The 25701-nt window shown below is 68.1% G+C and carries 21 protein-coding genes; 9 read left to right on the plus strand and 12 right to left on the minus strand.

The features are described from left to right. Positions 1-2: 2 nt before the first annotated feature. The 3 genes from JOD27_RS34780 to JOD27_RS34790 all read left to right on the plus strand — a co-directional run bounded on the left by JOD27_RS34780 (position 3) and on the right by JOD27_RS34790 (position 2923). Positions 3-311, plus strand: coding sequence for a hypothetical protein (locus tag JOD27_RS34780; protein WP_204766571.1), 309 nt, complete (start codon positions 3-5; stop codon positions 309-311). A gap of 112 nt (positions 312-423) precedes the next feature. After that, positions 424-1758: a cellulose binding domain-containing protein gene (locus JOD27_RS34785; RefSeq protein WP_204766572.1), complete on the plus strand. Its 1335-nt coding sequence runs from the start codon at positions 424-426 to the stop codon at positions 1756-1758. A gap of 130 nt (positions 1759-1888) precedes the next feature. Then, positions 1889-2923, plus strand: coding sequence for an MFS transporter (locus JOD27_RS34790; RefSeq protein WP_204766573.1), 1035 nt, complete (start codon positions 1889-1891; stop codon positions 2921-2923). Here the strand turns inward: JOD27_RS34790 and JOD27_RS34795 are convergent. Continuing rightward, positions 2917-4032, minus strand: a complete 1116-nt coding sequence (locus JOD27_RS34795) for an MFS transporter (RefSeq protein ID WP_204766574.1) — start codon at positions 4030-4032, stop codon at positions 2917-2919. The genes JOD27_RS34790 and JOD27_RS34795 overlap by 7 nt on opposite strands. A gap of 32 nt (positions 4033-4064) precedes the next feature. Then, complete coding sequence (locus JOD27_RS34800) at positions 4065-4850, minus strand: NmrA/HSCARG family protein (RefSeq protein WP_204766575.1); 786 nt, start codon at positions 4848-4850, stop codon at positions 4065-4067. Positions 4851-4921: 71 nt separating this feature from the next. Here JOD27_RS34800 and JOD27_RS34805 point away from each other — a divergent pair, with 71 nt between their 5' ends. Further along, positions 4922-6364 (plus strand): carboxylesterase/lipase family protein, encoded by a 1443-nt coding sequence (locus tag JOD27_RS34805; protein WP_204766576.1) that lies wholly within the window; start codon positions 4922-4924, stop codon positions 6362-6364. Here JOD27_RS34805 and JOD27_RS34810 read toward each other — a convergent pair. Further along, a complete protein-coding gene (locus tag JOD27_RS34810; protein WP_204766577.1) occupies positions 6361-7875 on the minus strand; it encodes a M28 family metallopeptidase in 1515 nt (504 codons plus the stop codon). The genes JOD27_RS34805 and JOD27_RS34810 overlap by 4 nt on opposite strands. Before the next feature lie 101 nt (positions 7876-7976). On the opposite strand from JOD27_RS34810, the gene JOD27_RS34815 reads away from it, so the two are divergent. Further along, positions 7977-8732, plus strand: a complete 756-nt coding sequence (locus JOD27_RS34815; protein ID WP_204766578.1) for a lipopolysaccharide core heptose(II) kinase RfaY — start codon at positions 7977-7979, stop codon at positions 8730-8732. On the opposite strand, the gene JOD27_RS34820 is transcribed toward JOD27_RS34815, so the two are convergent. Continuing rightward, positions 8649-9428: an ABC transporter permease gene (locus JOD27_RS34820; RefSeq protein ID WP_204766579.1), complete on the minus strand. Its 780-nt coding sequence runs from the start codon at positions 9426-9428 to the stop codon at positions 8649-8651. The two genes, JOD27_RS34815 and JOD27_RS34820, sit on opposite strands and share 84 nt — an antisense overlap. After that, positions 9425-10366, minus strand: a complete 942-nt coding sequence (locus JOD27_RS34825) for an ATP-binding cassette domain-containing protein (RefSeq protein WP_204766580.1) — start codon at positions 10364-10366, stop codon at positions 9425-9427. The genes JOD27_RS34820 and JOD27_RS34825 overlap by 4 nt, the downstream gene beginning before the upstream one ends. Before the next feature lie 92 nt (positions 10367-10458). Between JOD27_RS34825 and JOD27_RS34830 the strand changes: the two genes are divergently transcribed. Together JOD27_RS34830 and JOD27_RS34835 are read left to right on the plus strand one after the other, a co-directional pair. Next, positions 10459-11211, plus strand: a complete 753-nt coding sequence (locus tag JOD27_RS34830; protein ID WP_204766581.1) for a TetR/AcrR family transcriptional regulator — start codon at positions 10459-10461, stop codon at positions 11209-11211. Positions 11212-11417: 206 nt separating this feature from the next. Beyond that, positions 11418-12188 (plus strand): anti-sigma factor family protein, encoded by a 771-nt coding sequence (locus JOD27_RS34835; RefSeq protein ID WP_204766582.1) that lies wholly within the window; start codon positions 11418-11420, stop codon positions 12186-12188. 75 nt (positions 12189-12263) lie between these two features. Here JOD27_RS34835 and JOD27_RS34840 read toward each other — a convergent pair whose 3' ends face one another. From JOD27_RS34840 to JOD27_RS34855, 4 genes are read right to left on the minus strand one after another with little or no spacing between them, the layout of a single operon-like run. Continuing rightward, positions 12264-13691: a nickel/cobalt transporter gene (locus tag JOD27_RS34840; RefSeq protein WP_307830498.1), complete on the minus strand. Its 1428-nt coding sequence runs from the start codon at positions 13689-13691 to the stop codon at positions 12264-12266. Further along, the gene (locus JOD27_RS34845) at positions 13688-14968 is read right to left on the minus strand and encodes a tetratricopeptide repeat protein (RefSeq protein ID WP_204766583.1); all 1281 of its coding nucleotides are present in this window, start codon (positions 14966-14968) and stop codon (positions 13688-13690) included. The genes JOD27_RS34840 and JOD27_RS34845 overlap by 4 nt, the downstream gene beginning before the upstream one ends. 8 nt (positions 14969-14976) lie before the next feature. Continuing rightward, positions 14977-16575: a DUF4331 domain-containing protein gene (locus JOD27_RS34850; RefSeq protein WP_204766584.1), complete on the minus strand. Its 1599-nt coding sequence runs from the start codon at positions 16573-16575 to the stop codon at positions 14977-14979. A gap of 29 nt (positions 16576-16604) precedes the next feature. Continuing rightward, positions 16605-17774: a pyridoxal phosphate-dependent aminotransferase gene (locus JOD27_RS34855; protein ID WP_204766585.1), complete on the minus strand. Its 1170-nt coding sequence runs from the start codon at positions 17772-17774 to the stop codon at positions 16605-16607. A gap of 401 nt (positions 17775-18175) precedes the next feature. Between JOD27_RS34855 and JOD27_RS34860 the strand changes: the two genes are divergently transcribed. Further along, positions 18176-20227 (plus strand): DNA gyrase/topoisomerase IV subunit B, encoded by a 2052-nt coding sequence (locus tag JOD27_RS34860; protein WP_204766586.1) that lies wholly within the window; start codon positions 18176-18178, stop codon positions 20225-20227. Positions 20228-20246: 19 nt separating this feature from the next. Then, on the plus strand, positions 20247-22727 hold the full coding sequence (locus tag JOD27_RS34865; RefSeq protein WP_204766587.1) for a DNA gyrase/topoisomerase IV subunit A: 2481 nt from the start codon (positions 20247-20249) through the stop codon (positions 22725-22727). 158 nt (positions 22728-22885) lie between these two features. On the opposite strand, the gene JOD27_RS34870 is transcribed toward JOD27_RS34865, so the two are convergent. From JOD27_RS34870 to JOD27_RS34880, 3 genes are all read right to left on the minus strand, one after another. After that, positions 22886-23653: an MHYT domain-containing protein gene (locus tag JOD27_RS34870; RefSeq protein WP_204766588.1), complete on the minus strand. Its 768-nt coding sequence runs from the start codon at positions 23651-23653 to the stop codon at positions 22886-22888. 262 nt (positions 23654-23915) lie between these two features. Beyond that, entirely contained in the window at positions 23916-25073 is a 1158-nt protein-coding gene (locus tag JOD27_RS34875) for an NAD(P)/FAD-dependent oxidoreductase (protein WP_204766589.1), read from the minus strand. Further along, complete coding sequence (locus tag JOD27_RS34880) at positions 25070-25387, minus strand: bifunctional 3-phenylpropionate/cinnamic acid dioxygenase ferredoxin subunit (protein ID WP_204766590.1); 318 nt, start codon at positions 25385-25387, stop codon at positions 25070-25072. Before JOD27_RS34880 ends, JOD27_RS34875 begins: the two co-directional genes overlap by 4 nt. Positions 25388-25701: the final 314 nt, after the last annotated feature.

The following is a 25701-nucleotide window of genomic DNA, read 5'->3' on the forward strand; positions in this document are numbered from 1 at the left end:
CCATGACCATGCAGGACCGGCGCCGCGCACGGATGCGCAGCGGGCTCGGGTTCATCGGCACGATGCTGATGACGGCGGGGATCGCGGCGATCCTCTTCGCGTGGTGGGGTGTCGCCCACACCGGGTACGTGTGGGAGCAGATCCCGTACGTGGTCTCGGGCGGGATCCTCGGGGTCGGGCTGATCGGGATCGGTGGGTTCCTGTACTTCGGCTCTTGGCTGGTCAAGCTGCTGGAGGAGCAGCGGCAGACCACGTACGCGTTGCTCCAGCTGCTGGAGGAACGTGACGCGGAGCGGGTGAATCTGGGCTGACGGAAAGAGGGAGCGCTCCCACAACTCACGGTCTGTTCACGCACTTGAACGTGTGGTCCAGACCAGTTAGCGTGCTCGCCATCACGTTCCCCCTGCACGTGAATGGAGCACCATGAAGAGGTTCCGCTGGCAATTCCTGACCCTGGGTCTGGCGATGGCAACCGTGGTCGGAGGCGTTGTCGCCGCCCCAGCGAGCGGCGCGACGGGCGTGACGGCGACGTTCACCAAGACGTCGGAGTGGGGCAGCGGCTACGAGGCCAAGTACACGATCTCCAACGGCGGCTCGTCCGCACTCTCGTCGTGGACCGTCGAGTTCACGCTCCCGAGCGGACAGTCGATCGGGTCGCTGTGGGACGGCAGCTACACCGCGAGCGGACAGAACATCACGGTCCGCAGCACCTGGAACGGCAACGTGCCGGTGGGTGGTTCGGCCAGCTTCGGCTTCGTCGTGAGCGGTTCCGGCGGCAGCCCGTCCAACTGCAAGGTCAACGGCGGATCGTGCGACGGCACCGGGCAGCCCCCGACGACCACGACCACCACCACGACGACGACCACGTCGAACCCGCCGCTGCCCGGCACCGGACGCGGCGCGCCCTACCTGTACCTGGGCTGGGGCAACCCGCAGAGCGCCACGCAGGTCATGAGCTCGACCGGCGTCAAGTGGTTCACCCTCGCGTTCGTGCTGTCCGGCGGCGGATGCGCACCGGCGTGGGACGGCCAGCGTCCGCTCACCGGTGGCGTCGACCAGCAGACGATCAACTCGATCCGTGCGGCCGGCGGTGACATCGTGCCGTCGTTCGGCGGCTGGAGCGGCAACAAGCTCGGGCCGAACTGCTCGACGCCCGAAGCGCTGGCCGGGGCGTACCAGCAGGTGATCAACGCCTACGGGCTCAAGGCGATCGACATCGACATCGAGAACTCCGACGAGTTCGAGAACACGACGGTCCAGGACCGGATCATCACCGCGTTGAAGATCGTCAAGCAGAACAACCCCGGCATCCAGACGATCATCACGTTCGGCACCGGCACCACCGGCCCGAACTTCTACGGTGCCAGGCTGATCGACCAGTCGAAGGCGCTGGGCGCGAACATCGACATCTTCACGATCATGCCGTTCGACTTCGGCAGCTCCAACATCCGCACCGACACCATCGGCGCGGCCACGGGGCTGAAGAACAAGCTGAAGTCGACCTTCGGCTGGAGTGACGCCGAGGCGTTCAAACACGTCGGCATCTCCGGCATGAACGGTCTGTCCGACCAGCGCGAGCTCACCTCCGTGGACGACTGGACCGCGATCCGCGACTGGGCGAAGTCGAACGGCCTCGGCCGGCTCGCCTTCTGGTCGGTGAACCGCGACCGCGGCGGCTGCGACGGACAGGTCGCGGCCAACTGCTCGGGTATCCAGCAGGCGGATCTCGCGTTCACCCGCGTCACCGCCGGTTTCTGAGCGACTGCGAGCCGTCAGCGCCATTTATTCGGTGGCGCTGACGGCTTAGCCTTGTGCCATGCGTCGACGACATTGATCTTCATCTGATCTGACCCGAACCGCTACGGCGTGGGCGTGGTGCACGCACCTCGTGCCCATCTACGCGCTGTACGCGTTGCTCTTCGCCGACAGTGGACTGTCGGACGCGTCGATCTCCGTGCTGCTCGCGATCTGGTCGACCACGGCCGTCGTCTTCGAGGTGCCGTCCGGCGCGATCGCCGACCGATTCTCGCGGCGGAGCTCGTTGATCGCTTCCGGTGTGCTGCAAGCGTTCGCGTATGCCGACTGGGTGCTCTTCCGGTCGTTCTGGGGATTCGCGATCGGCTTCGTGCTGTGGGGTCTCGGCGGAACGCTCACCTCGGGCGCGTTCGAAGCCCTGCTCTACGACGGTTTGGCAGCCAACGGCGACGAGGCCGAGTACGGACGGCTCAACGCCCGTGTCGACACCATCGAGCTGATCGCCCAGGTTCCGGTGGCCGTGGTGGCCACGGCGCTGTTCGCGTTCGGCGGTTATCAGCTGGCCGGCTGGGCTTCCGTCGCGATGTGCCTGCTGTCGTCCGTGATCGCGTTGCGGTTCCCGGAACCTCCGCGCGAATCCGCGGAGCACGAGAGCTACTTCGCGACCCTGCGGACCGGCCTGTGCGCATCGGTGCCGATCAAACGCGCGGTGATCGCGGTGGCGCTGGTGTACGCGATCGACGCGTTCGAGGAGTACTTCACGCTGCTGGCCCAGGACTGGGACGTGCCGACGGTGTGGGTGCCGCTCGCGACGATCGGTGTGCCCTTGCTGGGTGCGGCCGGTGCGTCGCTCGGCGGCAGGTTGCCCTTCCGTGGCTGGGTGCTGTTCGCCTCGGGCGTCGTGCTGATCGTGGCCGCAGCGCTGGCCGTGCCGGTGGCGATCGTCCTGTTGGGACTGTTCTACGGGCTGTACCGGTTCGTGCTGGTGCAGATCGAGACCGAGCTGCAGCACCGGATCGAGTCGGAGGCCCGTGCCACGGTGACCTCGGTCGCGGCGATCGGGTCGGAGTTCGTGGCGTTCGCGGTCTACGGGCTGTGGGTGCTCGGGTCGGCCTTCGCGGTTGGTGCGCTGATCCTGGTGGTGGCGTTCGTGGTCCGGCGTCAATGAGTCAGGGCGCGCCGCAGCGCGAGCGTCCAGAGGCAACCCGCCGCGGCCAGCGCGCCGCCGGTGACGAGGGCGGCCGGGATGCTCGCGTTCGCGACGAGGCCGAGCAGGATCGGTCCACCACCGAGGCCGATGTCGATGAACGCGCTGGCGGTGCCGGACGCGGCACCGCGCTGGTGCGGTGCGGCCGTGGCGAAGACGGCGGCGAAGAACGCCGGGGTGCTGAACGTGACGCCGAGGCCCAGCACGACGCTGCCCGCGATGAGCGTGTGCGGCAGCGCGGTGAGGATCATGCCCAGCGTGATGACGGCCAGGGCGATGGCCCCGAGTTTCAGCGGTGGCAGGCGGTCCGGGATCTTGGCGAACGCCACTCGCGACACGACGACCGTGGTGCCGTAGAGGAACAGCGGGAGGCTGGTGTTCTCGAACCCCTCGTCCTGGGCCCTCAGCGCCGCGAACGCGAGAAAGCCGCCGATCGCCACCAACGAGGTGCAGAGCGCGATGCTCGGCGGGATGGCCGGGCGGTGGATCAGCTTGGTGTTCGTGGTGGTGGGTGTGCCGGTTTCACCCATGAACGCCGAGACGACCGTGGATGCCAGGCAGAGTGCGGCGGCGGCGAGCCAGGCGGTGGGGAACGACCGTTGCGTGAGGACTTCGCCCAGCGGCGGGCCGACGGCCAGGCCCAGGTAGAGGCCGAGCGAGTTGAGGCTGACGGCCTCGCCGAGGCGCTCGGGCGGGGCGATGTCGACGAGGGCGGCGAACCCGGCCACGAAGAACGCGGCCTCGGCGACGCCGAGCAGGAGACGCAGCGCGATGATCGCCGGGAGGTCGGTCGCCAGTGCGGTCAACGCGAGGCTGGTGGCGGCCAGCGCGGTGCCGCCCACGAGCAACGGTCTTCGTCCGATGCGGTCGGTCAGGCGGCCGGCGAACGGGCGCAGCGCCAGCGCGGAGATGGCGAAGGCGCCGAACGCGAGGCCCGCCGCGGCTTTGCTCTCGTGCAGCGGGCCCGTGACGTACAGCGGCAGTGCGTACACCGCGATGCCGATCGCGGTGAAGTAGCCCAGGTCAGCGGCGGTGAGCAGGGCGAAGCGCGGGGTCAGCAGGCGCGCCATCGCACCAGGGTGCGCCCGGACCGTTGATTTCGCTAGCCGGCCTCCGCGAGGAACGTGGCGAAGGACCGCAGACCGGGGTGCAGGACGCGCAGGCCCTCGATGTCGACCGGTGGTTCCGCGTGCCTGCCGAACACCTTGCGCAGCTCCGGATCGTCCACTTCGAACTGCTGGTACGGAACGCCGATCAGCCCGGCTATTTCCACCGGCGTCAGCGCGTCTCCCGCGAGGGACAGCGACGACCCGATGAACCGGCCGGGGTCGGCGAACACCCGAGCGGCGACGGCGCCGATGTCGTCCACCGCGATCAGGTGGTACCGCGCCTCGGGGTGCAGCAGGTGCGTCAGCTGTGTCATGCCGGGGGAGTACAGGCCGTCCATGAACGTCGTCGGCCGCAGCACTGTCGTGGGCACGCCGATGTCCTCGATGTGCCGCTCCACCTCCCACTTGCTGTCGAACGACGCGACGCCCGTCTCGGACGTCGCGGCCACCAGCGACGAGTACACGAGGTGCGGCACGCCCGCAGCGAGAGCGGCGTCGGCGACGTTGCGGCCCCAGCGCGTTTCCACGGCGGGGGAGTAGCCCTGCGGAGAGCGGGGATCGTGCGGCGCCGGCTGCACGCTGAACACGGCGTCGGCGCCGGAGAAGGCCTGGACGAGCGAGTCCCGGGAGTCCTGGTCGCCGACGACCACCGAGGCGCCGTGCACGTCCGCCGCCGGGTTGCGGGTCAGCGCGCGGACGGTCCATCCCGCTGCCACGAGGTGGCGCACGACCGCGCCACCCTGCTTGCCGGTCGCGCCGGTCACCACTGCCGTCTTCAATTCTGCCCCCAGAAGGTTTTCTACGAAACTACATGAAACCGGTTGCGCGCCCCGCTAGGTTGATCAACGACATGCGTTCAACCTCGACAACTCTGATCGCGGCCCTTCTCGTTGCCGCAACCGCTGTTCCCGCCCAGGCCGCGGGAACGACCGTCCGCACCGACACCGGATTCGTGTCGGGAACCGTCATCAACGCACAGCGCACGTTCCAGGGCATCCCGTTCGCCGCGCCGCCGACCGGGGAGAACCGCTGGCGTGACCCGCAGCCCGTGCGGCCCTGGCAGGGCGTTCTCGACGCGACGCGCCCAGGACCTCGCTGCGCGCAGGACGCCGGGCTCGGCAGTCCGGCCAGCGACGCCGAGGACTGCCTGTACCTCAACGTCACCACACCGGCGGGCGCCGTCGACCGGCCGGTCATGGTCTGGCTCCACGGCGGCAGCTTCACCAGCGGCGCCGGATCGGACTACGGCGTGGACCAGTTGGTGCGCAACGGTTCTGTCGTCGTCACCGTCAACTACCGCCTCGGCGCGTTCGGGTACTTCGGGTTCCCGGGGCTGCCCGGCTCCGGCGCGTTCGGGCTGAAGGACCAGCAGCAGGCGCTGGAGTGGGTGCAGCGCAACATCCGGCGGTTCGGCGGCAACCCGCACAACGTCACGCTGTTCGGCGCGTCCGCGGGCGGGCTGTCGACGTGCGCGCAGCTCACCTCACCGCGCACCAGGGACCTCTTCCACCGCGCCATCATCCAAAGTGGACCGTGCCGGCTCGGCATCCCGGTCGGGGAGAACCAGGTCCACCACACCTGGGCGAACCGCGCCGACGTCGAGCAGGCCGGGGCGAAGGCACCGCACGGGTGCGCCGACGTGCAGTGCCTTCGGCATCTGAGCGTCCAGCAGGTCAAGGCGTTGACACCGCTGTTCTCCGCTCCCGCCTACGACACCGACGCGTTGCCGGAGAACCCGATCACGGCACTCCGGGGAGGCCGCTTCCACCGCGTTCCCGTGCTCGCCGGCACCACGCGCGACGAGCTGACGGTGTTCGTGGCGATGTTCTACCCACCGCTCGACGCCAACGGCTACGAGCAGGCACTCACGCAGAGCTTCGGGGCTGCCAAGGCCAAGCAGATCCTCGGCGCCTACCCGGCGAAGGGCGGCGACGAGAGGAAGCAACTCTCGAACGTCCTCACCGCGATGACGTCGGCGTGCACAACGGATGAGCTCAGGACGCAGACCCACGCGTTCGGCTACGAGTTCGCCGAGCCTCGGCCGCCGATGATCTTCCCCGGCATGCCGGAGTTCGACTACGGCGCGTATCACGGGTCGGAGCTGCCGTTCGTGCTGCGGTACGGCGGCGTCACGCTAAGCGACGCGCAGCGGATGCTGTCGGACGAGATGGCGCGGGCGTGGAGCCGGTTCGCGAGGACCGGACAGCCCGGCTGGGCACGCCAGGACGTCCGGCTGTTCGCGACAGAGCCGGTCGCACCGGCGGATCACCGGTGCGACCTCTGGTCCTCTTAGGACAGCACACCCCGCGGCGGGCGCCCGTGCGACTTGCCGGGCGCTCGCACGCCGTTGACCGTCGAGGTGTCGAAGGCGAACGTGATCACCGCGGTGGCGATCGCGTCGGCGTTCACGTCCAGCGCGGTCAGGTTCAGGTTCGACCGGTTGTCGCACGGCTGGTGGTAGCACGAGTCGAACGCGACACCGGCGGTTCCGCCGTACCGTGCGGCCTGCCCAGCCGTCTTCACGCCCTCGGCGCCGGTGAACAGGCCGCCGGCGGGGATGTTGACCGCGATGAACGGGCCGTAGTCCGAACGTCCGGAGAACTCGGTGTCCTCCGACGGCAGCCCGCGGTCGGCGTAGAACTTCTCGAACACGTCCTCGATCTGCGCCGACCCCGGCGGGATGGCGACCGGGGCGGTATGGCTCGAGTCGTCACCGTCGTAGATGCCGTAGAAGTAGTTCGGCGACCCGACCATGTCGAAGTTCAGGTACAGGGCGATCCTGTCCCGCTCCGCCTGGGTCAGCGCGCCGACGTAGTGGTCGGATCCGAGCAGACCGGACTCCTCGGCGCCCCACCACGCGAAGCGGACCTTGGCGTTGGTCCTGACCTTCGACATCTGGATCGCGGTCTCCAGCAACGCCGCCGTGCCGCTGCCGTTGTCGTTGATGCCGGGCCCGTTCTGCACGCTGTCGAGGTGGGCACCGGCCATCACGACGTTGTTCGTGTCGCCGTACTGCGACTCGGCGAGCACGTTCCACGCGGTGCGCGTCTCGGTGGTGACGTCCACCTTCACCCGGACCGTCGGCGAGGGGAGGGCGGCGAGCTGGTTGCCGACGTCGAACGTCGCCGACACGACAGGGATGGTCAGGCCCGTCGCGTCGCCGATCGGGATCACGAGCCCGGTGCGGCCAGGCTGGCCTTCGTTGAACAGCACGACCGCCACCGCTCCCGCCGCCTGCGCGTTGGCCACCTTGATGGTGAAGTTGCAGGTGCCGCGCTGGATCAACGCGATCTTGCCGGGGACGAACCCGGCGAAGTCGGCCGCGTCGCAGCCGCTGGTGCTGCTGGGCGTCGGGGTGGGCGGCAGGACCAGGTCGACCGCCTGAAGGGCGCCGGTGACGTCACCTTCCGCTCTCGGCACGAAGTCGGTGTAGGTGAAGTCGAGATCCCTGCGGTACGACGTGAAGATCGGCGCGAGGACGTCGAGCACCGAGTTGTCCTCGACGTAGGTGAAGTCGAACGGCTGCACGGTCGGTGCGTAACCCGCCGCGTTCAGCCTGCCCACCACGTAGTCGACCGACGCGCGGAAGCCGGGACGTCCTGCCGCGCGGTCGCCGTGGGTGTTCGAGATGGACTGAAGTGCGTCGAGGTGGCGAAGCACGCTGTTCAGCGTGACAGCCTTGGTGAGCTTGGCCGGGGTGTTGTTGGTGGGATCAGCGAGTGCGTGGCCGGTCACGGCGAGTGGCAGTACCAGTGCCAGTGCCGACACGAACGCGAGACGCCTGCGCCGATAGCGTTGGGTCATCGGTATGCCTCCATGCGTACATCGCCGCCGAATGCATCCCCCGACGTACTTCGTCGTCCGATGTGTCCTGTGTTACACCATTTGCCACTGGAGGTGGTTGTTTGTTCCGGTTGCTGGAGACCGCCGTCCGCATCGAGCCGCTGGAGGGTGACGGGCTCACCAACGTCCTGCACCTCGTGACGCTCGCGGACGGGCGCAAAGCCGTGCTGCGGCAACCGAAAGTGGCCCGCGACCTGCCGAAGTTCGTGGTGCCGGGCGCACCGGCGATCCTCGCCCAGAACGCGCGCGGTGACGTGCTGGTCGAGTACGTCGAGGGCAGGACGCTCGCGGAGGCGCTGCCGGTGTCCGACGCGGTGTGGGCGCGCATCGGCAGGGCGTTCCGGGTGATCCACCAGATCGGCCTGCTGCACAACGACGTGAACCTCCACAACATCATCGTCAGCGACGATCGAGCCACGCTGATCGACTGGGACAACCCCGGTCAGGGCAACCCGCTCGACGAGCTCGCCGCGTTCGAGGAACACCTCTACCTGCACGGAGTCGAGCTGCCGCAGTCGTTCTGGACCGGCTACGGGCACAGGCCGGACCCGAACCTGCTGAGGACGCACCGGATCGCGGGGTGCATCGGCTGGCTCGCGAGCGAGGACTGGCAGGAGTGGGAGGACGACGGCACGTTGCCGGAGCGCAAGAAGGAGATGGTCCGGAACTGGCGGAAGCTGCTCGCGCACTGGCTCGCCGACCAGTTCCGGACCGTGTTCCTGGCAAGCGGCGGGTCAGCGGCTGAGGTTGCGGTACTTCAGCACCGACAGCGGCCAGAAGACCGCCACGAACACCGCGGGCCACAGCACGGCCAGTAGCAGCGAGTGCCGCGCCGCCCACGAGTCGCCGCCGACACCGGGGTTGCCGAACAGCTCCCGTGCCGCCGCCACCGTCGACGACAGCGGGTTCCACTCGGACACCGCCCGTAACCAGCCCGGCATCAGCTCCGGCGAGACGAACGTGTTCGCGAACATCGTCAGCGGGAACAGGAACATCCACGACGCCTGCGCCGCCTCCGGCTTGACCAGCAGGCCGAGGTAGATGCCGACCCACACCAGCGCGAACCGCAGCCAGAGGAACAGCGCGAACGCCAGCAGCGCGTCGAGCGGCCCGTCGTGGAACGACCAGCCGATCACCAGCCCGCACAACGCCAGCACCAGCAGTTCCAGCGACGAGTTGACCAGGTCGGCGATGCTGCGCCCGGCCACCACCCCGGTCTGCGACATCGGGGAGGCGCGGAAGCGGTCCGTCACGCCGCGGTCGGCGTCCATCGAGACCATCATCAGCGTGGTGCCGACGCCGAACGCGATGGTCTGGCCGAACATGCCCGGCAGCAGGAACTCGATGTAGTCGCCGCCGCCGAAGACGTTCATCGCGCTGCCGAACACCAGCCCGAAGATCAGCACCGAGATGATCGGGTAGGCCAGGTTCGCGAACACCCTGACCGGTTCGCGCAGCCAGTGGATCAGGTCGCGCTTGGCGACCACCCACGAGTCGATCACGGCGTACCTCATGCGCGCACCTCCGATGCCTTGTGCCCGGTGATGGCCAGGAAGACCTCGTCCAGCGTGGGGCGCCGCAACGCGATGTCCTCGACTTCCACGCCGTGCGAAGCCAGTGCCGACGTCACCCGCGTCAGTGCGGCCACCCGGTCGGTCACCGCCGCGCTCACCCGGAACCCGTCGGGATCCACCTCGGCGTCCGGCCCGAGCACGCCGCGCACGACCGGCAGTTCCTCGGAAGTCCTGACCACGACCTCGATCCGGTCGCCGCCGAGCTTGGACTTGAGCTGGTCCGGCGTTCCCTGCGCGGCCACGCGGCCCGTGTCCAGCACGACGATCTGGTCGGCCAGCTGGTCGGCCTCGTCCAGGTACTGCGTGGTGAGCAGGACCGTGGTGCCCTCGCCGACGACCCGCTTCACCTCGCGCCACACTTCGCCGCGGTTGCGCGGGTCGAGGCCCGTCGTCGGTTCGTCGAGGAACAGCACCGACGGCCGCATGATGAAGCTCGACGCCAGGTCCAGGCGCCGCCGCATGCCGCCCGAGTAGTGCTTGGCGCGCTTGTCCGCGGCGTCGGTGAGACCGAACTGCTCCAGCAGCTCGCCGGCTCGAACCGAGGCCTGGCGCTTCGAGAGGTGGTAGAGCCGCCCCCACATCACCAGGTTCTCCCTGCCGGTCAGCACGTCGTCGACGGTGGACTGCTGACCGTTCAACGCCACCTGGCGGCGCACCTGGGACGCCTCGCGGGCCACGTCGAAGCCCGCCACCTCCGCTCGGCCGCCGTCCAGGCGCAGCAACGTGGCCAGGATCCGCACCGCCGTCGTCTTGCCCGCGCCGTTCGGGCCGAGCAGCCCGCACACCGTTCCCGCCGGCACGGCCAGGTCGAACCGGTCCAGCGCCGCCTTCCTGTCGAACCTCTTCCGCAGGCCTTCCGCGAACACCGCGTGCCCCACGACGTCACCCCCGTGTGTACAAAGTAAGCAGAGTGTACGTTGTACACGGCACTAGGATTCACACGCAAGGAAGCTGTGAACGAGGGGGCTGGGTGAAGCAGGACGACCGGAACCGCAGCGTGCGCCTGTTGTGGGAGCCGGACGCGCAGGTCACGCGGGAGCCGAAAGGCGCCCTGAGCAGGGCGCGCGTGGTCGAGGCCGCCATCAAGGTCGCCGACGCCGAGGGCATCGGAGCGCTGACCATGCGCCGCGTCGCCGAGACCCTGGGCTTCACCACCATGTCGCTGTACCGGCACGTGCCCGGCAAGTCCGAGCTGCTGGACCTCATGGTCGACGCCGTGTGGGGCGAGACCGAGCACACGCCGAGGGGGCCGTGGCGCGCGGGCCTGGAGTTCTACGCGCGGCAGATGTGGTCGATGTACCGCGCCCATCCGTGGCTGCTGCAGCTCACCAACGCGCGGCGGATGCCGGGCCCGAACGCGATGACTCGCCAGGACGCGGCGTTCGCCGCGGTGTCCGAGCTCGGGTTGAAGCCGGAGGAGATCGTGGCCGTCGTGACGACGGTCGGCCAGTTCGTCGCCGGGGTCGGCAGGACGATGGCCGACAGGATCCTCGCCGAACGGGAGACCGGGGTGAGCGAGGAGGACTGGTGGAACGACCGGGACGAGCTCTGGGGGCACTTCACGCCCGAACGGCTGCCGATGATGACGCACATCTGGACCACAGGCGGGTACGAACGGCCGTTGGACGAGTTCGAGTTCGGTCTCGCGCGGGTGCTGGACGGGCTCGAGGTGTTCATCTCCTCCGAGGATCGACCGCTGGTTCGTCGAAAGACGTGTCTGTAGCCATACGAGACGACTTGAGCCGCCGATCGAGTGAAATGCCCAGCTCAGACAGCCCATGAAGGGTAGTTGCGCGGTTACGTAATGCCATTGTTATGAGCAAACAGAATGAACTCGTTCTCGGGCTGAACCAGACACTCCTATCTCCGCGTTTTCCCGTATGACACCGTTTCGCCGCGGGGGTCGAATCGGGACGACGAGGAGGTCGTATGACAGCTGGCGCGCACGACGCGGTCACCCTTGGCTGCTACGCGCTCGGCGTTCTGGACGCGCACGAGAGTCTCGGCGTGGAGCAGCATCTGAGGGGCTGTCCGCCCTGCCGTGCGCAGGTCGCCGACTTCCGCCGGATCCGCATGGTGCTCGACGAGGTGCCTCGTGAGGCATTCCTGCACGAGCTCGAAGCCGACCTGCCCAAGCCGTCGGACCTGGTGCTGCAGCGAGCGCTGCGGCAGATACGGAACGAGTCCGCCATCCCGCAGCCGCGGGTGGCGGATCCGCAGCCGAGAGCCAGCCCGCCGGCGGTGGAGGAGCATCCCGAACCGCAGCACGCCAGGTCCCGGCGCTGGCCGGGCTACCTCGCCGCCGCGGCTGTCGCCGCGGTGGTCGCGTTCGGGGGTGGTGCCGTGTTCATGCAGAACCAGTCACCTGGATCGAGCACGACGGCCACTCCCTACACGGGCGAGGCAACGGCAAGCGGGGGGATCAAGATGGTGGCGGAGATGACGCAGTCGTCGCAGGACCGCTACCTGGTCAAGGCCGAGGTCACCGGCTTGCCGGCCGCGCAGAAGTGCAAGCTGATCGTGGTCGGGGTGGACGGCTCGAAGGCCGAGGTCGACTCGTGGATCTCGTCCGAGAAGGCCAAGGTCGAGGGTGCCAACAGGTCGGGCATGGTGAGTGTCCCGCCGGAGAAGGTGAAGTCGGTCGTGGTCGAGAACGCCGAGGGCAAGACGTTCGTGGCGGCGAACCTGCAGAAGAAGTAGGGGCAGAACGGACAAGGGCCCGGATTTCCCCAAGATGACAGGGGGTAATCCGGGCCCTTCTTACATTGATGTGATTCAGACGCTCTGCAATGTGAGCCATGCTCCCACCACGATCACCATCGCGGCTGTGCCGACGGGTGCGTAATGGGATAGCGCGCGGGTGGCACGGCCGTCCAGGATTTTCTCGACGCGTTCGCGGGCTTTCACCAGCAGCAATCCGACAGCGGTGAGGGTCGCGGCCATGCCGAATCCGTAACCGAGGACCAGCAGGACACCGAACCACGTTCGGCCCAGCGCCATCGCCCCGAGGAGGACGACGAGCGCGGAGGGTGACGGAACCAGTCCATTGGCCGCGCCCATGCCGATCAGGCTTGCCCGGCTGTAGCCGTGCCCGTGCCCGTGCCCATGTCCGTGGCCATGCCCATGACCGTGGCCATGCCCATGACCGTGGCCATGCCCGTGCCCGTGCCCGTGGCCATGCCCGTGGCCGACGCCTGCGAGCGCGGGTTCCTTGGTCGTGGCCGAGCGGAGCAGCATCACGCCGATCACCGTGATCAGTACGCCGCTGACGAGCCCCAGCCAGCGCAGCACCTGCTCACCGGCGAGCGCCGACGATGCGCTGATGATCAGGCCGAGGATCAGTACGCCACCGGTGTGCGTGACGGTCACCGAGGCGCCGACGACGAACGCGTCCCTCGGCCTGCCCTGACGGCCGGCGAGGTACGCGGCGATGAGAGTCTTGCCGTGACCGGGCAACGCCGCGTGCGACGCGCCGAGCGCCAACGACAGCAACAAAGCCAGGAACCCGAGCCACGGAGTGAGCTCGTGGCTGCCCAGGATGTCGTTCAGGGCGGACGCGGTGACGCTCAACGACTGGATGGGGGAGCCCGCGGCCTGCTTCGGCTCGGACCCGCTGCCCGGTTCGGCGGTGAACGTGACCGACCTGACGTCCATCGGGTTGCTGAGCAGGTCTTCCGGGTACGTGCGGAGCTCGTTGCTGATGCTCTCGGTCGGCACCTTCGAGTCGGTCAGCCTGACACCGGTGCCGGCCGCGGTGATCTCCCGCCAGCCGACCCGGTCGACGTTCGACTCGTCGCGGAACTCGAGCCGCGCCGGCCGGTCGAGGTCGACCTTGGCGGTGAACTCGCAGACCAGCCTGGTCGTGCTGAGATCGGCCTGACCGGTCGGGTGCTCCTTGGTGGAACCGGCGAGCGTCCAGGTGATCTGCCGTCCGTCCACTGTGGATCGGTCGGTCCTGGCGACCTCGTCGCACCACTGCTTCGCGTCCCGCGTCTTCAGGTTCTCCTGCAGCGTCGGGATCTCCGCGACGTCGACCACGGATCTGAGATCGATGCGGTCGGGGTGCAGGTGCAGGCCGTGGTAGTGGTTGACGCTGAAGTTGCCCAGCGGGTGGGCGGACGCCTCGCCGTTGATGAAGAAGATGCCCGCCAGCAGCAGGGCCACGATCAGGACGGGACGCACGACCCAGCCCGACAGGCTCACCTGCCGCCTCGCAGCTCCGCGAGCTTGCGGCCGGCCTTCAGCGACTGCAGCGGCGAGAAGTTCGCGTTCAGCCGCAACGCCTGCACCAGCGCCTCCTGCGCCTCGGCCACCCGGCCGAGCGCGGCGAGGATCATGCCGCGGTGGTAGGAGAACGTGGCGTTCTGCCAGCCCAGCGCGTTGGCCTTGTCCGAGTACGCCAGCGCTTCGGCGTCACGGCCGTTCATGTGCAGCGCCCACGCCATCGCGTCGGCCACGAACACGCTCTGCCTGCGGCCCCACTCGGCTTCGGCGCGGCGCAGCGCCTGCATGCCGTCACCACGGTCGGCGGCCACGAGAGCCGCGGCGAGGTCGTCGGAGGCGCCCTGCGACTCCATCAGCCGCTGCTGCTCGGACAGCACGTCGTACTGCCGGGCCGCTTCCTCGGTCCTGCCGTTCGCTTCCAGCAGCTCCGCGTACTCCTGCAGGTACTGGGGCAGCGGTGCGCGGGCCACGAGCCTGCGGTAGGAGTCGAGCGCCACCGGGGCGTCACCCCGTGCCGCCGCGACCTTCGCCATTCCCTGAGTGAGAGTCATGTCGTCTCCTCTCGCCGCCAGTCCCTGCTCGTAGTGCTGTGCGGCTTCGTCGAGCCGGTTGTGGTCGAACGCGAGTTCGCCCAGCCGGTAGCGGCAGAACGCGATTTCCTCTGGTGTCGTGGCAGCGGTCAGCGCCCGCGTCATCGCGTCGCGGGCGCCGTTGACGTCGCCGTGGAGCTCGAGGTGGAAGGAAGCACGGGCGAAGGACGCCGTGTTGGGCTTGAGGTCCAGCATCTTCTGCACCGCGTCCTGGGCGCCCGCGTCGTCGCCGAGCTGCGTCAGCGCGTCGGCCAGAACGCCGTACGCCTCCGCGGACGAGGGCAGCGCGGCGAGGGCCTTCCGCGCCCAGTCGCGGGCGGCGTGGAAGTCGTGGCGAGCGTTGGCCAGCGTGCCCATGCCGACGGCGGCGAGGCCCGTGTCGCCCGCGTTCCTCAGCGCGCCCTCGGCCTTCGCGTAGTACGCGGGGTCGGCCGTGACGCGCGCCAGTTCCACATAGGACGCGCCGAGCTGCGCCCAGGAAGCCTTGTCCTCCGGCAGGGTGTGCAGTCGCTGCTGCAGCTGGTGCACCACGCGGTGCATCTGGTTCTGCTGCGCCACGGCCGGAACAGGTTGCTCGCCTCCGGCCCTGCTGTCGGCAGGACCGGAGGCGGCGAGGTGGACAAGCGCCGCGGTGGCCAGGAGACCCACCGCGACCGCTTGCCTCATCTGGTACTTCACTTCGAGTGCGACCCGTACTTGCGGATCTGCTGCTGACGCTTGCGCCACAACCAGAAGCCCGCGCCGAACACGAACGCCGAGCCCACCGCGGTGGTCATCGCCATCGGGTCCAGGCTGCCGATCTTGCCGACCGGGTTGACCGCGACGCTCGCCGTGGTGCCGGAGGCGTTGACGGCGGTGCCGTTGCGGGGCAGTGCCACGTACGGGAAGTTCGCCTCGAACGGCTGGTCGTTCGCGTCGACCTTGTCACCCGCGGCGAGCGCGTCGACGATCTTGCCGGACGCCGCGGCACCCTCCACCGCCTGCACGGCGATGTCCACCACGTCGTCGGCGAGCCGGCGGCCGTTGGGGAAGCCCTGCGTGTCACCGGCGAGCAGGCCGAGGCGGTTCGGGTTGGGGTTCGGGTCGATCATCAGGTTCAGCCGCAGCATCTCGGCCGGGCGGAACTTCCGCTGGTCGACGTCGGCGTTGTTGACCTGCGAGTTCAGGTCGGCGTTGATCTGGCCGCCCAGCTTCTTCGTGACACCGGTCAGGAAGATCTCGGCCAGGTCGTCGCGCTGGCCCTTCGGCGCCGGGATCTTGTAGATGGCCTCGATCAGCTTCGGCAGCTCCGGGTTCACCACCCGGTCGACGAGCTCCTTCACGCCGGCGTCCTGGTCGGGGCGCAGGCCGTTGAACGCGTCCTTGAGGCCCGCGGGGGCCACGACCTCGTTCACCAGCGGGTTGCCCAGGCGGGAGACCTGCACGAAGTCGCCCTGCGGCTCCGCCTTGCCCGGCGAGAGCTTCAGGCTGCGCCGCTGCGTGGTGCTCCAGATGCCGATGTTCGGGTTGCGGTGCACGTCGTTGCGCAACGCCAGCGCGTGCTTGGGCAGCTGGATCGCGATGGTGTTGACGTTGTAGCCGCGCAGCGTGTCCTGGCCGACCTCGCTCAGGTTGCCGCCGTAGAGCAGGTCGAACACCCGCAGGTCGGCGAAGAACGCGTCCTCGGACGGGCCGACGTAGACCTTGCCGCCACCGGGGATCTGCACGATGGCCTGGTCGCGCAGCTTCTTGAAGTCCGGCATCGACGCCGGCCCGTTGGGTGACGGCGCGACCGGGGCGTTGTTGACCAGCTTGACCTTCTGGCCGTTCTGGTAGATCGCCTCGAGGTCGTAGCGCTGGCGGAACAACAGGTTCTCGTCGTCCAGCGAGTCCACGACGCCGTTGGTGTACAGGAACGTGTTGTTCTTGCGCCGGTCGTCGTTGTGGAACATGAACCGCAGAGTGACGTCGGGCTTCGCGTCGCCGTCGTTGTCGACGTTGAAGTCGTACTGCGCGTCCTCGGCCCACGGGAAGAAGTTGGGGCCGCCGTTGGGTTCCTGGAACCCGGACCAGTTGCCGACCAGGGTCACGGTGTCCTTGTGATCAGGACTCACGAACGCGTAGAGGTCCGTGTTGTCCACGGCCGGGTCGCCCGCGATGAGTGGAGCCTCGCGGTGTGACGAAGCAGTGGCGTTCGTACCGCCGAACATGGCCGCGTTGAGCAGTGTGGCGGCCACCAGCGCGGCCGCAGCCACCTGGCCGCGCCGACCGCTGAGGACGTGCGGTGATGACATTTCCGGTTCTGCCTTTCGGTTTCTTGGACTCAGGCGCTGTGCATCAACAGCGACGGTTCGCTGGAGTGGCTGGGTTGTTCTGTGGTCCACCTCGCTTGGGTGAAGTCGCGGATGCCTTCGACCAACCGGTCGACGTCCCGCTCCGGCCGCACCACCAGGCGCGCGAAGCGGCTGCTCATGCCGAGCTTGTTGCCGCACTCGCGGATGAAGACCTGGTGACGGGACAGCAGGTGGTCGCGCAGCTCGCGGCCGTCCATGCCGCCGCCGAGCTTGACCAGCAGGAAGTTGGCCTGCGACGAGTACACGGTGAGATCGGGGATGCGCGAGAGCTCCATGCCCATGCGGTAGCGGTCGCGGCTCAGCAGACGCAGGCTCTCGGCGTACTCCGCCTCGTGCTCGGCCAGCATGAACACGACGGTTTCCGCCAGGGAGTTGAGATTCCACTTCGGCAGCGTCTGCCGCATCTTCCCGGCGAGACCGGGGTTCGCGACCAGGTAGCCGAACCGGATGCCGTGCAGGCCGAAGTTCTTGCCGAGGCTCTTCAGCACCACGACGTTGGGCCGGATGGACGCCTCGGCCGCGACCGAGGGATTGCGTTCGACCTCGACGAAGTCGACGAACGACTCGTCGACCACGATCAGGTCCAGGTCGGAGAGTTCGTCCATGAACCGGACGATCTCCCGGCGCGGCAGGTAGCCGCCGTCGGGGTTGTTCGGGTTGCAGATGACGGCTGCGCGCGACCCGCGGGTGCGGATGAACTTGATGTACTCGTCGATGTCGAGCTCGAAGTTGTCGCTCTCCTGGAGCAGGAACATGTCGACGCGCTTGTTGCTCTCCATCGGCTGGTCGGTCCACCTGCCGAAGGTGGGGATCGGGATGGCGATGCTCTCGTGGATCCACATGTGGTCCATCCACGTGATGAGCTCGGTCGATCCGTTCGACATGGCGATCGTGGCCGGGTTGAGCCCGAGCACGGCGGAGAGCTGCTGAGCGATCTTGGACGAGTCGCTGGGGTAGAACTTGAGGACCGACTCGAGGTTCTTCGACAGCTCGTCGAACATCTCAGGGGTGGGGAAGTACGGGTTGCACGGGATGCAGAAGTCGACGAGTTCGCCCGCACCGGTCCGCGTCAGCTCGAAATAGGACGGGCTGTGCGCGGTCTGCTGGAAAAGACCCGCCGAGTCCACACCATGGCGCACGCGCTCACTCCGTCCCATCGCTGGCGTTGTTGACACCGGGGCATACGTGCCGGTGTTCATCCCGGTTCACGGGTCAATTTCGGGAAGGTCTCGACGCGGTCACGCGCGCAACCTCGGGCTCGCCCGTCCGTCACGGGTCCTGACTGTCCACAAAGGATTCTTTGGGTCCGACGGCTTCCTGGCAGGTCCCGAGCGGTCGTTCACGGTCGAACGGAAGCGTGGGGTGCCCGGACACGTGAATTCGCCCTCAACGCGGGTTTTTGGACGTTGCCGCTGGTGGGCAGGGGTGTGAAGGTCGATTTCGCGTACCGAGACGGCCGCCACAGCGGCGTCCTGCAAATAATTGTCGGTGTGGCCGGATACCCTGCAGGCAGTCCGCACACGACCAGGGAGAAAGACCCGTGACCGCAGAGACCCTGTACGGGGCCGACGACCTGACGCATCTCGAGGGTCTCGAGGCCGTCCGCAAGCGGCCAGGCATGTACATCGGGTCGACCGACAGCCGGGGCATCAACCACCTCTTCAGCGAGATCGTCGACAACTCCACCGACGAGGGCGTGGCAGGCCACGCCTCGAAGATCGTGGTCACGCTGCACGCCGACGGCAGCGTCCAGGTCGACGACGACGGCCGGGGCATCCCGACCGACGTGCACGCGAAGTCCGGTCTGTCCGGTGTGGAACTCGTCCTCACCAAGCTCCACGCGGGCGGCAAGTTCGGCGGCTCCGGCTACAAGACCTCCGGCGGCCTGCACGGCGTCGGCGCCTCGGCCGTCAACGCCCTCTCCCACCGCTTCGACGTGACGGTGCGGCGTGGCGGCAAGGTGCACGAGATGTCGTTCGCCCACGGCGTGCCCGGCGTCTTCGACGGCCCCGGCCCGAAGGCGAAGTTCACGCGCCAGGGCGGCCTTCAGGTCACCGGCAAGATGAAGCGCAACGAGTCGACCGGCACCTCGATCCGCTACTGGTACGACGCGCGCTACTTCGAGAACGGCGCTTCGCTGGACGTGGAAGCCGTCCGCATGAAGATGCGCAACACGGCGTTCCTCGTGCCCGGCGTCACCTACGTGCTGCGCACAGCGCTGGAAGACACGATCTCCGAAGAGGTCTTCCACTACCCCAACGGCCTGACGGACATGGTCGACTTCCTCGCCCCGGCAGGCGACCGCGCCGTCTCGGGCACCCTGGTCATCACCGGCTCCGGCACCTACTTCGAGAACGCCGCCGACGAGAACGGCGTGATGCGGTCCAAAGTGGAGCGTCAGGCCGAGGTGGAGGTCGCCCTGCGCTGGGGCACCGGCTACGAACGCACCGTCGAGTGCTTCACCAACACCATCCGCAACATGCACGGCGGCACCCACCGCCGCGGCTTCGACCGCGCGGTGCTGAAGGCCGTGCAGGACGCGATCTCCAAGACCCGCGGGCTGCTCAAGCCCAAGGAGGACATGCCGACCCTGGACGACGTGCTGGAAGGCATGACGGCCGTCATCCACGTCCGCGTCCCGGAGCCGCAGTTCACCTCGCAGACCAAGGACGAGCTGTCCACCGCTGGCATCACCAAGGTGCTGCAGGGCATCGTCGACCAGCAGGTCCGGGCGTGGACCGAGGACCGCAAGACCAAGGTCGAAGCGAAGACCGTGCTGCAGAAGGTCGTCGACGCCTCGCGCGTCCGGCTCACGCAGAAGCAGCAGAAGGACGCGGCGCGGCGGAAGACGGCCCTTGAGGGCGCGGCGATGCCCGCCAAGCTCGTCGACTGCCGCACCACAGGTGTTTCGCGTAGCGAGTTGTTTCTCGTGGAAGGCGACAGTGCCCTCGGAAGTGCGAGAATGGCTCGCGTTTCGGAGTATCAGGCGCTGCTTCCGTTGCGCGGCAAGATTTTGAACGTCCAGAAGGCCTCGCTCGCCGACACCCTCCGCAACGCCGAGATCGCCTCCATCGTCCAGGTCCTGGGCGCCGGCACGGGCCGCACGTTCGACATCAGCCAGATGCGGTACGGCCGCGTGATCCTGATGGCCGACGCGGACGTCGACGGCAGCCACATCCGGACGTTGCTGATCACGTTGTTCGCCAAGTACATGCGCCCGGTGATCGAGGACGGCCGGCTTTACGCCGCGATGCCTCCGTTGCACAAGGTGATGACGCGGGGCCGCAACGCCGAGACGCACTTCACCTTCACCCAGCGCGAGATGGAGCAGAAGGTCGCGCAGCTGGAGAAGGCGGGCAAGCAGGTCGTCACGCCGGTGCCGCGGTTCAAGGGCCTGGGCGAGATGGACGCGGACGAGTTGTGGGAGACCACGATGAACCCGGCCACCCGCTCCGTCCGCCGTATCACCATGGACGACGTCGACGCCGCCGAGACCGCGCTGGAACTGCTGATGGGCGAGAAGGTCGAGCCGCGCCGCAACTGGCTCGTCGAGTCCGCCGCACGGGTCGACCAGTCGGCCATCGACCTCTGAGACAGAAAGAGTTACCACAGTGGCACGCCGCAAGGGACCCACGACCAAGGTCGACCCCGCCGCGTTCGACCGGGCCGGTGCGAAGGTTCTCGACAACTCGCTGAAGACCGAGATCGAGGACTCGTACCTGGAGTACGCGTACTCGGTCATCCACTCGCGGGCCCTGCCGGACGCGCGGGACGGCCTCAAGCCGGTGCATCGCCGCATCCTGTTCTCGATGCAGGAGAACGGTCAGCGCCCCAACACCCCGTACGTGAAGTCGTCCCGCGTGGTCGGCGACACAATGGGCAAGTTTCACCCTCACGGTGACACGGCGATCTACGACGCGTTGGTCCGCCTCGCGCAGGACTTCAGCCTCAACGAGCCGTTGATCGACGGGCATGGAAATTTTGGTTCCCCAGACGACGGACCGGCCGCGTCGAGGTACACCGAGTGCCGCATGTCCCCGGTCGCCATGCAGCTCGTCGGCGAGCTCAACGAGGAGACGGTCGACTTCCGGCCGAACTACGACGGCTCGCTCCAGGAGCCGTCGGTGCTTCCCGCGGCGTTCCCGAACCTGCTGGTCAACGGCACGTCCGGCATCGCGGTCGGCATGGCCACGAACATGATTCCGCACAACCTCCGCGAGGTGGTCGGGGCGGCGCGGTGGCTGATCACGCACCCGAACGCCGACCTCGACAAGCTCATGGAGTTCGTGCCGGGGCCCGACCTGCCGACCGGCGGCATCCTGCTGGGCCTCGACGAGGTGCGGAAGGCCTACGAGACCGGCCGCGGTGTGGTTCGCATGCGGGCGAAGGTCGAGATCGGGCCGTTGGAAGGGAGCCGAGGCCGGCAGGCCATCACGGTCACCGAGCTGCCGTACGGCGTGGGGGCCGAGCGGATCGTCGAGAAGATCACCGACGAGGTGAACAAGTCCAAGCGGCTCACCGGCATCGCCGACGTCAAGGACCTCACCGACCGCGAGAACGGCATCCGGCTCGTCATCGAGTGCAAGGTGGGGGTGAACCCGCAGGCGTTGCTCGCGGACCTCTACCGGCTCACGCCGATGGAGCAGTCGTTCGGCATCAACAACCTGGTGCTGGTGGACGGGCAGCCGCAGACGCTCGGCCTCAAGGAGTTGCTGGAGGTCTTCCTCAAGCACCGCTACGAGGTCGTCACGCGGCGCACGAAGTTCCGCCGGCGCAAGCGCGAGGAGCGGTTGCACCTCGTGGAGGGCTTGTTGAAGGCCCTGCTGGACATCGACAAGGTCATCAAGCTGATCCGGGGCAGCGAGAACGCCGCCGCCGCCAAGGACGGCCTGATGAAGCAGTTCAAGCTGTCGGAGATCCAGGCCTCCTACATCCTCGACACGCCGCTGCGCCGCCTCACCAAGTACGACAAGCTCGAGCTCGAGAACGAGCAGGACAAGCTGAACAAGGAGATCGCGGAGCTGACCGCGATCCTCGAGGACGAGGCCGTGCTGAAGAAGCTCGTCTCGACCGAGCTCGCGACCGTCGCCAAGGAACTGGGTGGCGACCGGCGGACGAGCCTCATCGATGGTGACCTCAAGGAGGTGCTGGCGGCGTCCAAGCCCGCCGGTCCGCTGGAGGTCGCGGACGACCCGTGTCAGGTCATCCTCAGCGCCACCGGTCTCGTCGCGCGCACCGCGGCCGAGTCGGAGGAGGTGTCGGAGGGCAAGCGCAGGGCCGGTCGGGTGAAGCACGACGCCGTCGCCGCGGTGGTCCACTCGACCGCGCGCGGGCAGGTCGTGCTGATCACGAACCTCGGCCGCGCGTTCAAGACCGACGTGCTGCCGCTGCCGGTCCTGCCCGAGCAGAGCGGGACGGTGAGTCTGCGCGGTGGCATGGCGGCGAGTGAGCTGGTGTCGCTGGAGAAGGGCGAGAAGGTCGTCGGCATCGCGCCGCTCGACCCGAAGGATTCACCCGGCCTCGCGCTCGGCACCAAGCTCGGCACCGTGAAGGTGTGCGTGCCGGAGTGGCCGGTGCGGTCGGACGAGTTCGAGGTCATCACGCTCAAGGACGGCGACGAGATCGTAGGCGCGACGTGGCTCACCGACGGCAGCGAGACGCTCGCGTTCATCAGCAGTGACTCCTCGCTACTGCGCTACGACGCGAAGCTGGTGCGCCCGCAGGGCCTCAAGGGCGGCGGCATGGCCGGCATCAACCTGGCCGGCGACGCGCACGTGGTGTTCTTCGGGGCCATTCGCACGGACGACGACGAGCACGGCGAGCCGATGGTCGTCACGTCGTCGGGGCAGAGCGTCAAGGTCACGCCGTTCAGCGAGTACCCGGCGAAGGGCCGCGCCACGGGCGGTGTGCGGTCGCAGCGGTTCCTCAAGGGCGAGTCGCACCTGGTGCTGGCGTGGATCGGCAGCAGGCCCGCGGGCGCGGACGACAAGGGCTCGCCGGTCGAGCTGCCCGACGTCGACCAGCGGCGCGACGGCTCCGGCCACGCGCATCCCGGTCCGGACGTCATCGGGCACCTGATCGAGCGCGACTAGGGCCTGTATCGAGGTCCCGTTCGCGCCTGAGGCGTGCCGCCAGGGGCCGCGTCAGGCCCGGCTATCGCGAACATGGACCTCGATACAGGCCCTAGTGCCGTTGGTTCGTCGCCGACGAGGGGCGAGGCTTGGTCTGCTTTCTCGTCGGCGAGCCGACGTCAGGTGGTCAGGCCGCGTGACTCGGTCCGGCGCAGGACTCGGTCGAGTTGCTCGGTGTCCTCGCGTCCTTCCTCGTCGGGGGACGTGAGGGCGAGCATGAAGATGATGATCACGCTGAACCCGGCGCCGCCGATGATCAACGACATGATCAGTTCCTCGGCGTTCTCCGGGATGAGCGCGGTGCTTTGGCTGACCTTGACGCTCATGGCGTGCATGCCGGTGTAATGCATGCCGGTGACGGCGAGTGCCATCACGAGGGAAGCGCCCAGGACGGTCAGTGGACCGCTGACCTCTTTCGTGAACCACAGTGCGGCGGTCGCGGCGACCACGGCGATCGCGATGGAGATCACCACTGTGGTGGTCTTGTAGCTGATTTCGGCGTTGATCACTATCGCCGACATGCCGGTGTAGTGCATACCGGCTACACCCAGCCCGGTGACCAGTCCGCCTGCCGCGAGTGGCCAGAAGCGCTCGTCGTCACGTCTGAGTGCTATGAGCAGGCCGATTCCGACGACCACGATGGCGACCACCATGCTCGACAACGTGATGAGGATGTCGTAGGCGACGTTCGTCCCCATCCAGGTACCGAGCATCGCGGTGAAGTGCATACCCCAGATTCCCAGTCCACCGATCGAGATCGCGGCCACCGTCAGCCACCAGTTCCGCAACGCCCCGCTCGTGTTTCGTGCGCGTTCGCTGCTCAACAGGCCGAGTGCCGAGCCGAGGAACGCAACGAGATACGCGATGATCGGTGTCACTGTCCCCATGTCCATGTGGCATGGAAACATTCCGAATCAATGGAACGCAATACTCATTTCCGGTGAATAGGGGCATTGGATAGATGAAGGTCGGCGGAGGATTTTCGCGTATCCCCGCTCAATGCAAAGGGAAATGGAACTTCGCCCAAATCGGGTGAAGTCCGGAGCGAATTCCAGTCGCCTGTATCTCCTCTGCCTCCCGCGCGTCGGTCCTACCAGGCGTACGTACGGGGCGCGGCATCGGTTTAACGGTTTGACCAGACGTAACCGCTCACGCGGTCGTGAGCTGCCTGCGCATGCGGCCGAAGAGCTTGGCGTTGTTCATGGCGAGCACACCGACGAGCAGGCCGGCCCTGCGGAACTCCGCCACGAACCTGCGGTCGTCAGGAGAGCCGTCGACCACGGTGATCTCGTCCGCGCCTGCCGTCTCGCCCGCGAGCTGCAGGCGCACGCCGTACTGGTCGGACCAGACGTAACCGGACGGCCGGAACGTGTCGAGGGTCGTGCCCGCGAGGAGGTTGCGGACCGCGACGGCCGGTTGTTCGGTGGCGTTGGTCCAGTGCTCGTGGCGGACGTGGCCCGCCGGAGTGCGGTACCTGGCGACATCGCCGACGGCGACCACCGAGGGGATCGCGGTGACGCAGCCGGGGTCGCACAGCACGCCGTTGTCGAGCGGGAGTCCCGAGCCGTGCAGCCAGTCGGTCGCCGGTTCGATGCCGATGCCGACCACCACGACGTCGGCGGGGAGCTGGGTGCCGTCGTCGAGCAGCACGCCGGTGACCTTGGTGCCGGTGTGGGCGAAGCCGGAGACGCCGGTTCCCAGGCGCAGGTCTACGCCGTGGTCGAGGTGCAGGTCGGTGCAGACGGAGGCGAGTTCGCTGCCGAGTGCGCGGGCCAGCGGGGTGGGGGAGGCCTCGACGACGGTCACCGCCAGGCCGAGGTCGCGGCAGGTGGAGGCGACCTCGGCGCCGATCCAGCCCGCGCCGATGACCACGACGCGGGCGCCTGGTCGAAGGTCTGCCCGCAACGCGACGGTGTCGTCGAGGGTGCGCAGGGTGTGCACGCCGGTGAGGTGCTCGGCGCCGGGCAGGGTTCTGGGGTGGCCGCCGGTGGCGATGACGAGGCCGTCGGTGCGGATCTTCTCGCCGGTCGACAGGTGGATCTCGGCGGCGGCGCGGTCGAGGCGTTCCGCGCGGACGCCCAGGCGCCATTCGGCTGACCACCCGTCGAGGTCGCTCTGCTCGGCGAGGGCGAGGTCTTCGGCCGCGAGCGTGCCCGCGAGGAACGCCTTGGACAGCGGCGGGCGGTCGTAGGGCGCGTGGTTCTCCGCGCCGATCACGACGATCCGGCCGTCGAACCCCTGGTTGCGGAGCTGCTGGACGGAGTGGAGGCCGGCCAGCGAGGCGCCTGCCACGACGATCGTTCTCACGCGACGGCCTCGTGGCTCTTGGTGTCGACGTAGATCATGCCGTCCTGGACGACGACCGGGTACGTGCGGACGGGCTTCTTGGCCGGCAGGCACGTCGGGATGCCGGTGCGGAGGTGGAAGCCGGCCGCATGCAGCGGGCATTCGACGAAGCAGCCCTCCAGCCAGCCTTCCGACAGGGAGGCGTCCTGGTGGCTGCAGGTGTCGTCGATGGCGTAGAACTCGCCGTCCGCGTTGAAGACGGCGATGGCCACATCGCCGGATATGCGCACGGACTCGCCGACCGGCAGGTCGTCCACGGCGCAGGCGGTGATCATCTCTAGCCCTCCGTTGCGTATTACGGAACACGGTGTGTAATGCGCAACAGCAGGATGGCTCACGGTGGCGAGGCGCGTCAAGAAGCGTTTCGGCTGATCAAGAAGGGGTGCGGCCGCCGAGCATGCTCCGCTTCGCCGGTGCCGTCACAGGTCAGCTCGACTACGTGCGCCTGGATGGCCCGGTCTGCGCCGAGCTCGCGGACAGACACCCTGCCTGCGGACCTCCACGAGTCTCCGGTGAACACCGGGGGCTCGTTCGCGTTCAGGGCTGTGACCACCCGGAACGTTGCGGTATCGGATGCCTCCGTCCGTGC

The sequence above is a fragment of the Lentzea nigeriaca genome (assembly GCF_016907955.1).
In the GTDB taxonomy this organism is placed as follows: domain Bacteria; phylum Actinomycetota; class Actinomycetes; order Mycobacteriales; family Pseudonocardiaceae; genus Lentzea; species Lentzea nigeriaca.

Bases quoted from the DNA above. Each gene is read 5' to 3' on its own strand.
- JOD27_RS34780 (WP_204766571.1), top strand. From the start codon at position 3: ATGACCATGCAGGACCGGCGCCGCGCACGGATGCGCAGCGGGCTCGGG.
- JOD27_RS34785 (WP_204766572.1), top strand. From the start codon at position 424: ATGAAGAGGTTCCGCTGGCAATTCCTGACCCTGGGTCTGGCGATGGCA.
- JOD27_RS34795 (WP_204766574.1), bottom strand. From the start codon at position 4,032: ATGGCGCGCCTGCTGACCCCGCGCTTCGCCCTGCTCACCGCCGCTGAC.
- JOD27_RS34805 (WP_204766576.1), top strand. From the start codon at position 4,922: ATGCGTTCAACCTCGACAACTCTGATCGCGGCCCTTCTCGTTGCCGCA.
- JOD27_RS34810 (WP_204766577.1), bottom strand. From the start codon at position 7,875: ATGACCCAACGCTATCGGCGCAGGCGTCTCGCGTTCGTGTCGGCACTG.
- JOD27_RS34820 (WP_204766579.1), bottom strand. From the start codon at position 9,428: ATGAGGTACGCCGTGATCGACTCGTGGGTGGTCGCCAAGCGCGACCTG.
- JOD27_RS34835 (WP_204766582.1), top strand. From the start codon at position 11,418: ATGACAGCTGGCGCGCACGACGCGGTCACCCTTGGCTGCTACGCGCTC.
- JOD27_RS34845 (WP_204766583.1), bottom strand. From the start codon at position 14,968: ATGAGGCAAGCGGTCGCGGTGGGTCTCCTGGCCACCGCGGCGCTTGTC.
- JOD27_RS34850 (WP_204766584.1), bottom strand. From the start codon at position 16,575: ATGTCATCACCGCACGTCCTCAGCGGTCGGCGCGGCCAGGTGGCTGCG.
- JOD27_RS34870 (WP_204766588.1), bottom strand. From the start codon at position 23,653: ATGGGGACAGTGACACCGATCATCGCGTATCTCGTTGCGTTCCTCGGC.
- JOD27_RS34880 (WP_204766590.1), bottom strand. From the start codon at position 25,387: ATGATCACCGCCTGCGCCGTGGACGACCTGCCGGTCGGCGAGTCCGTG.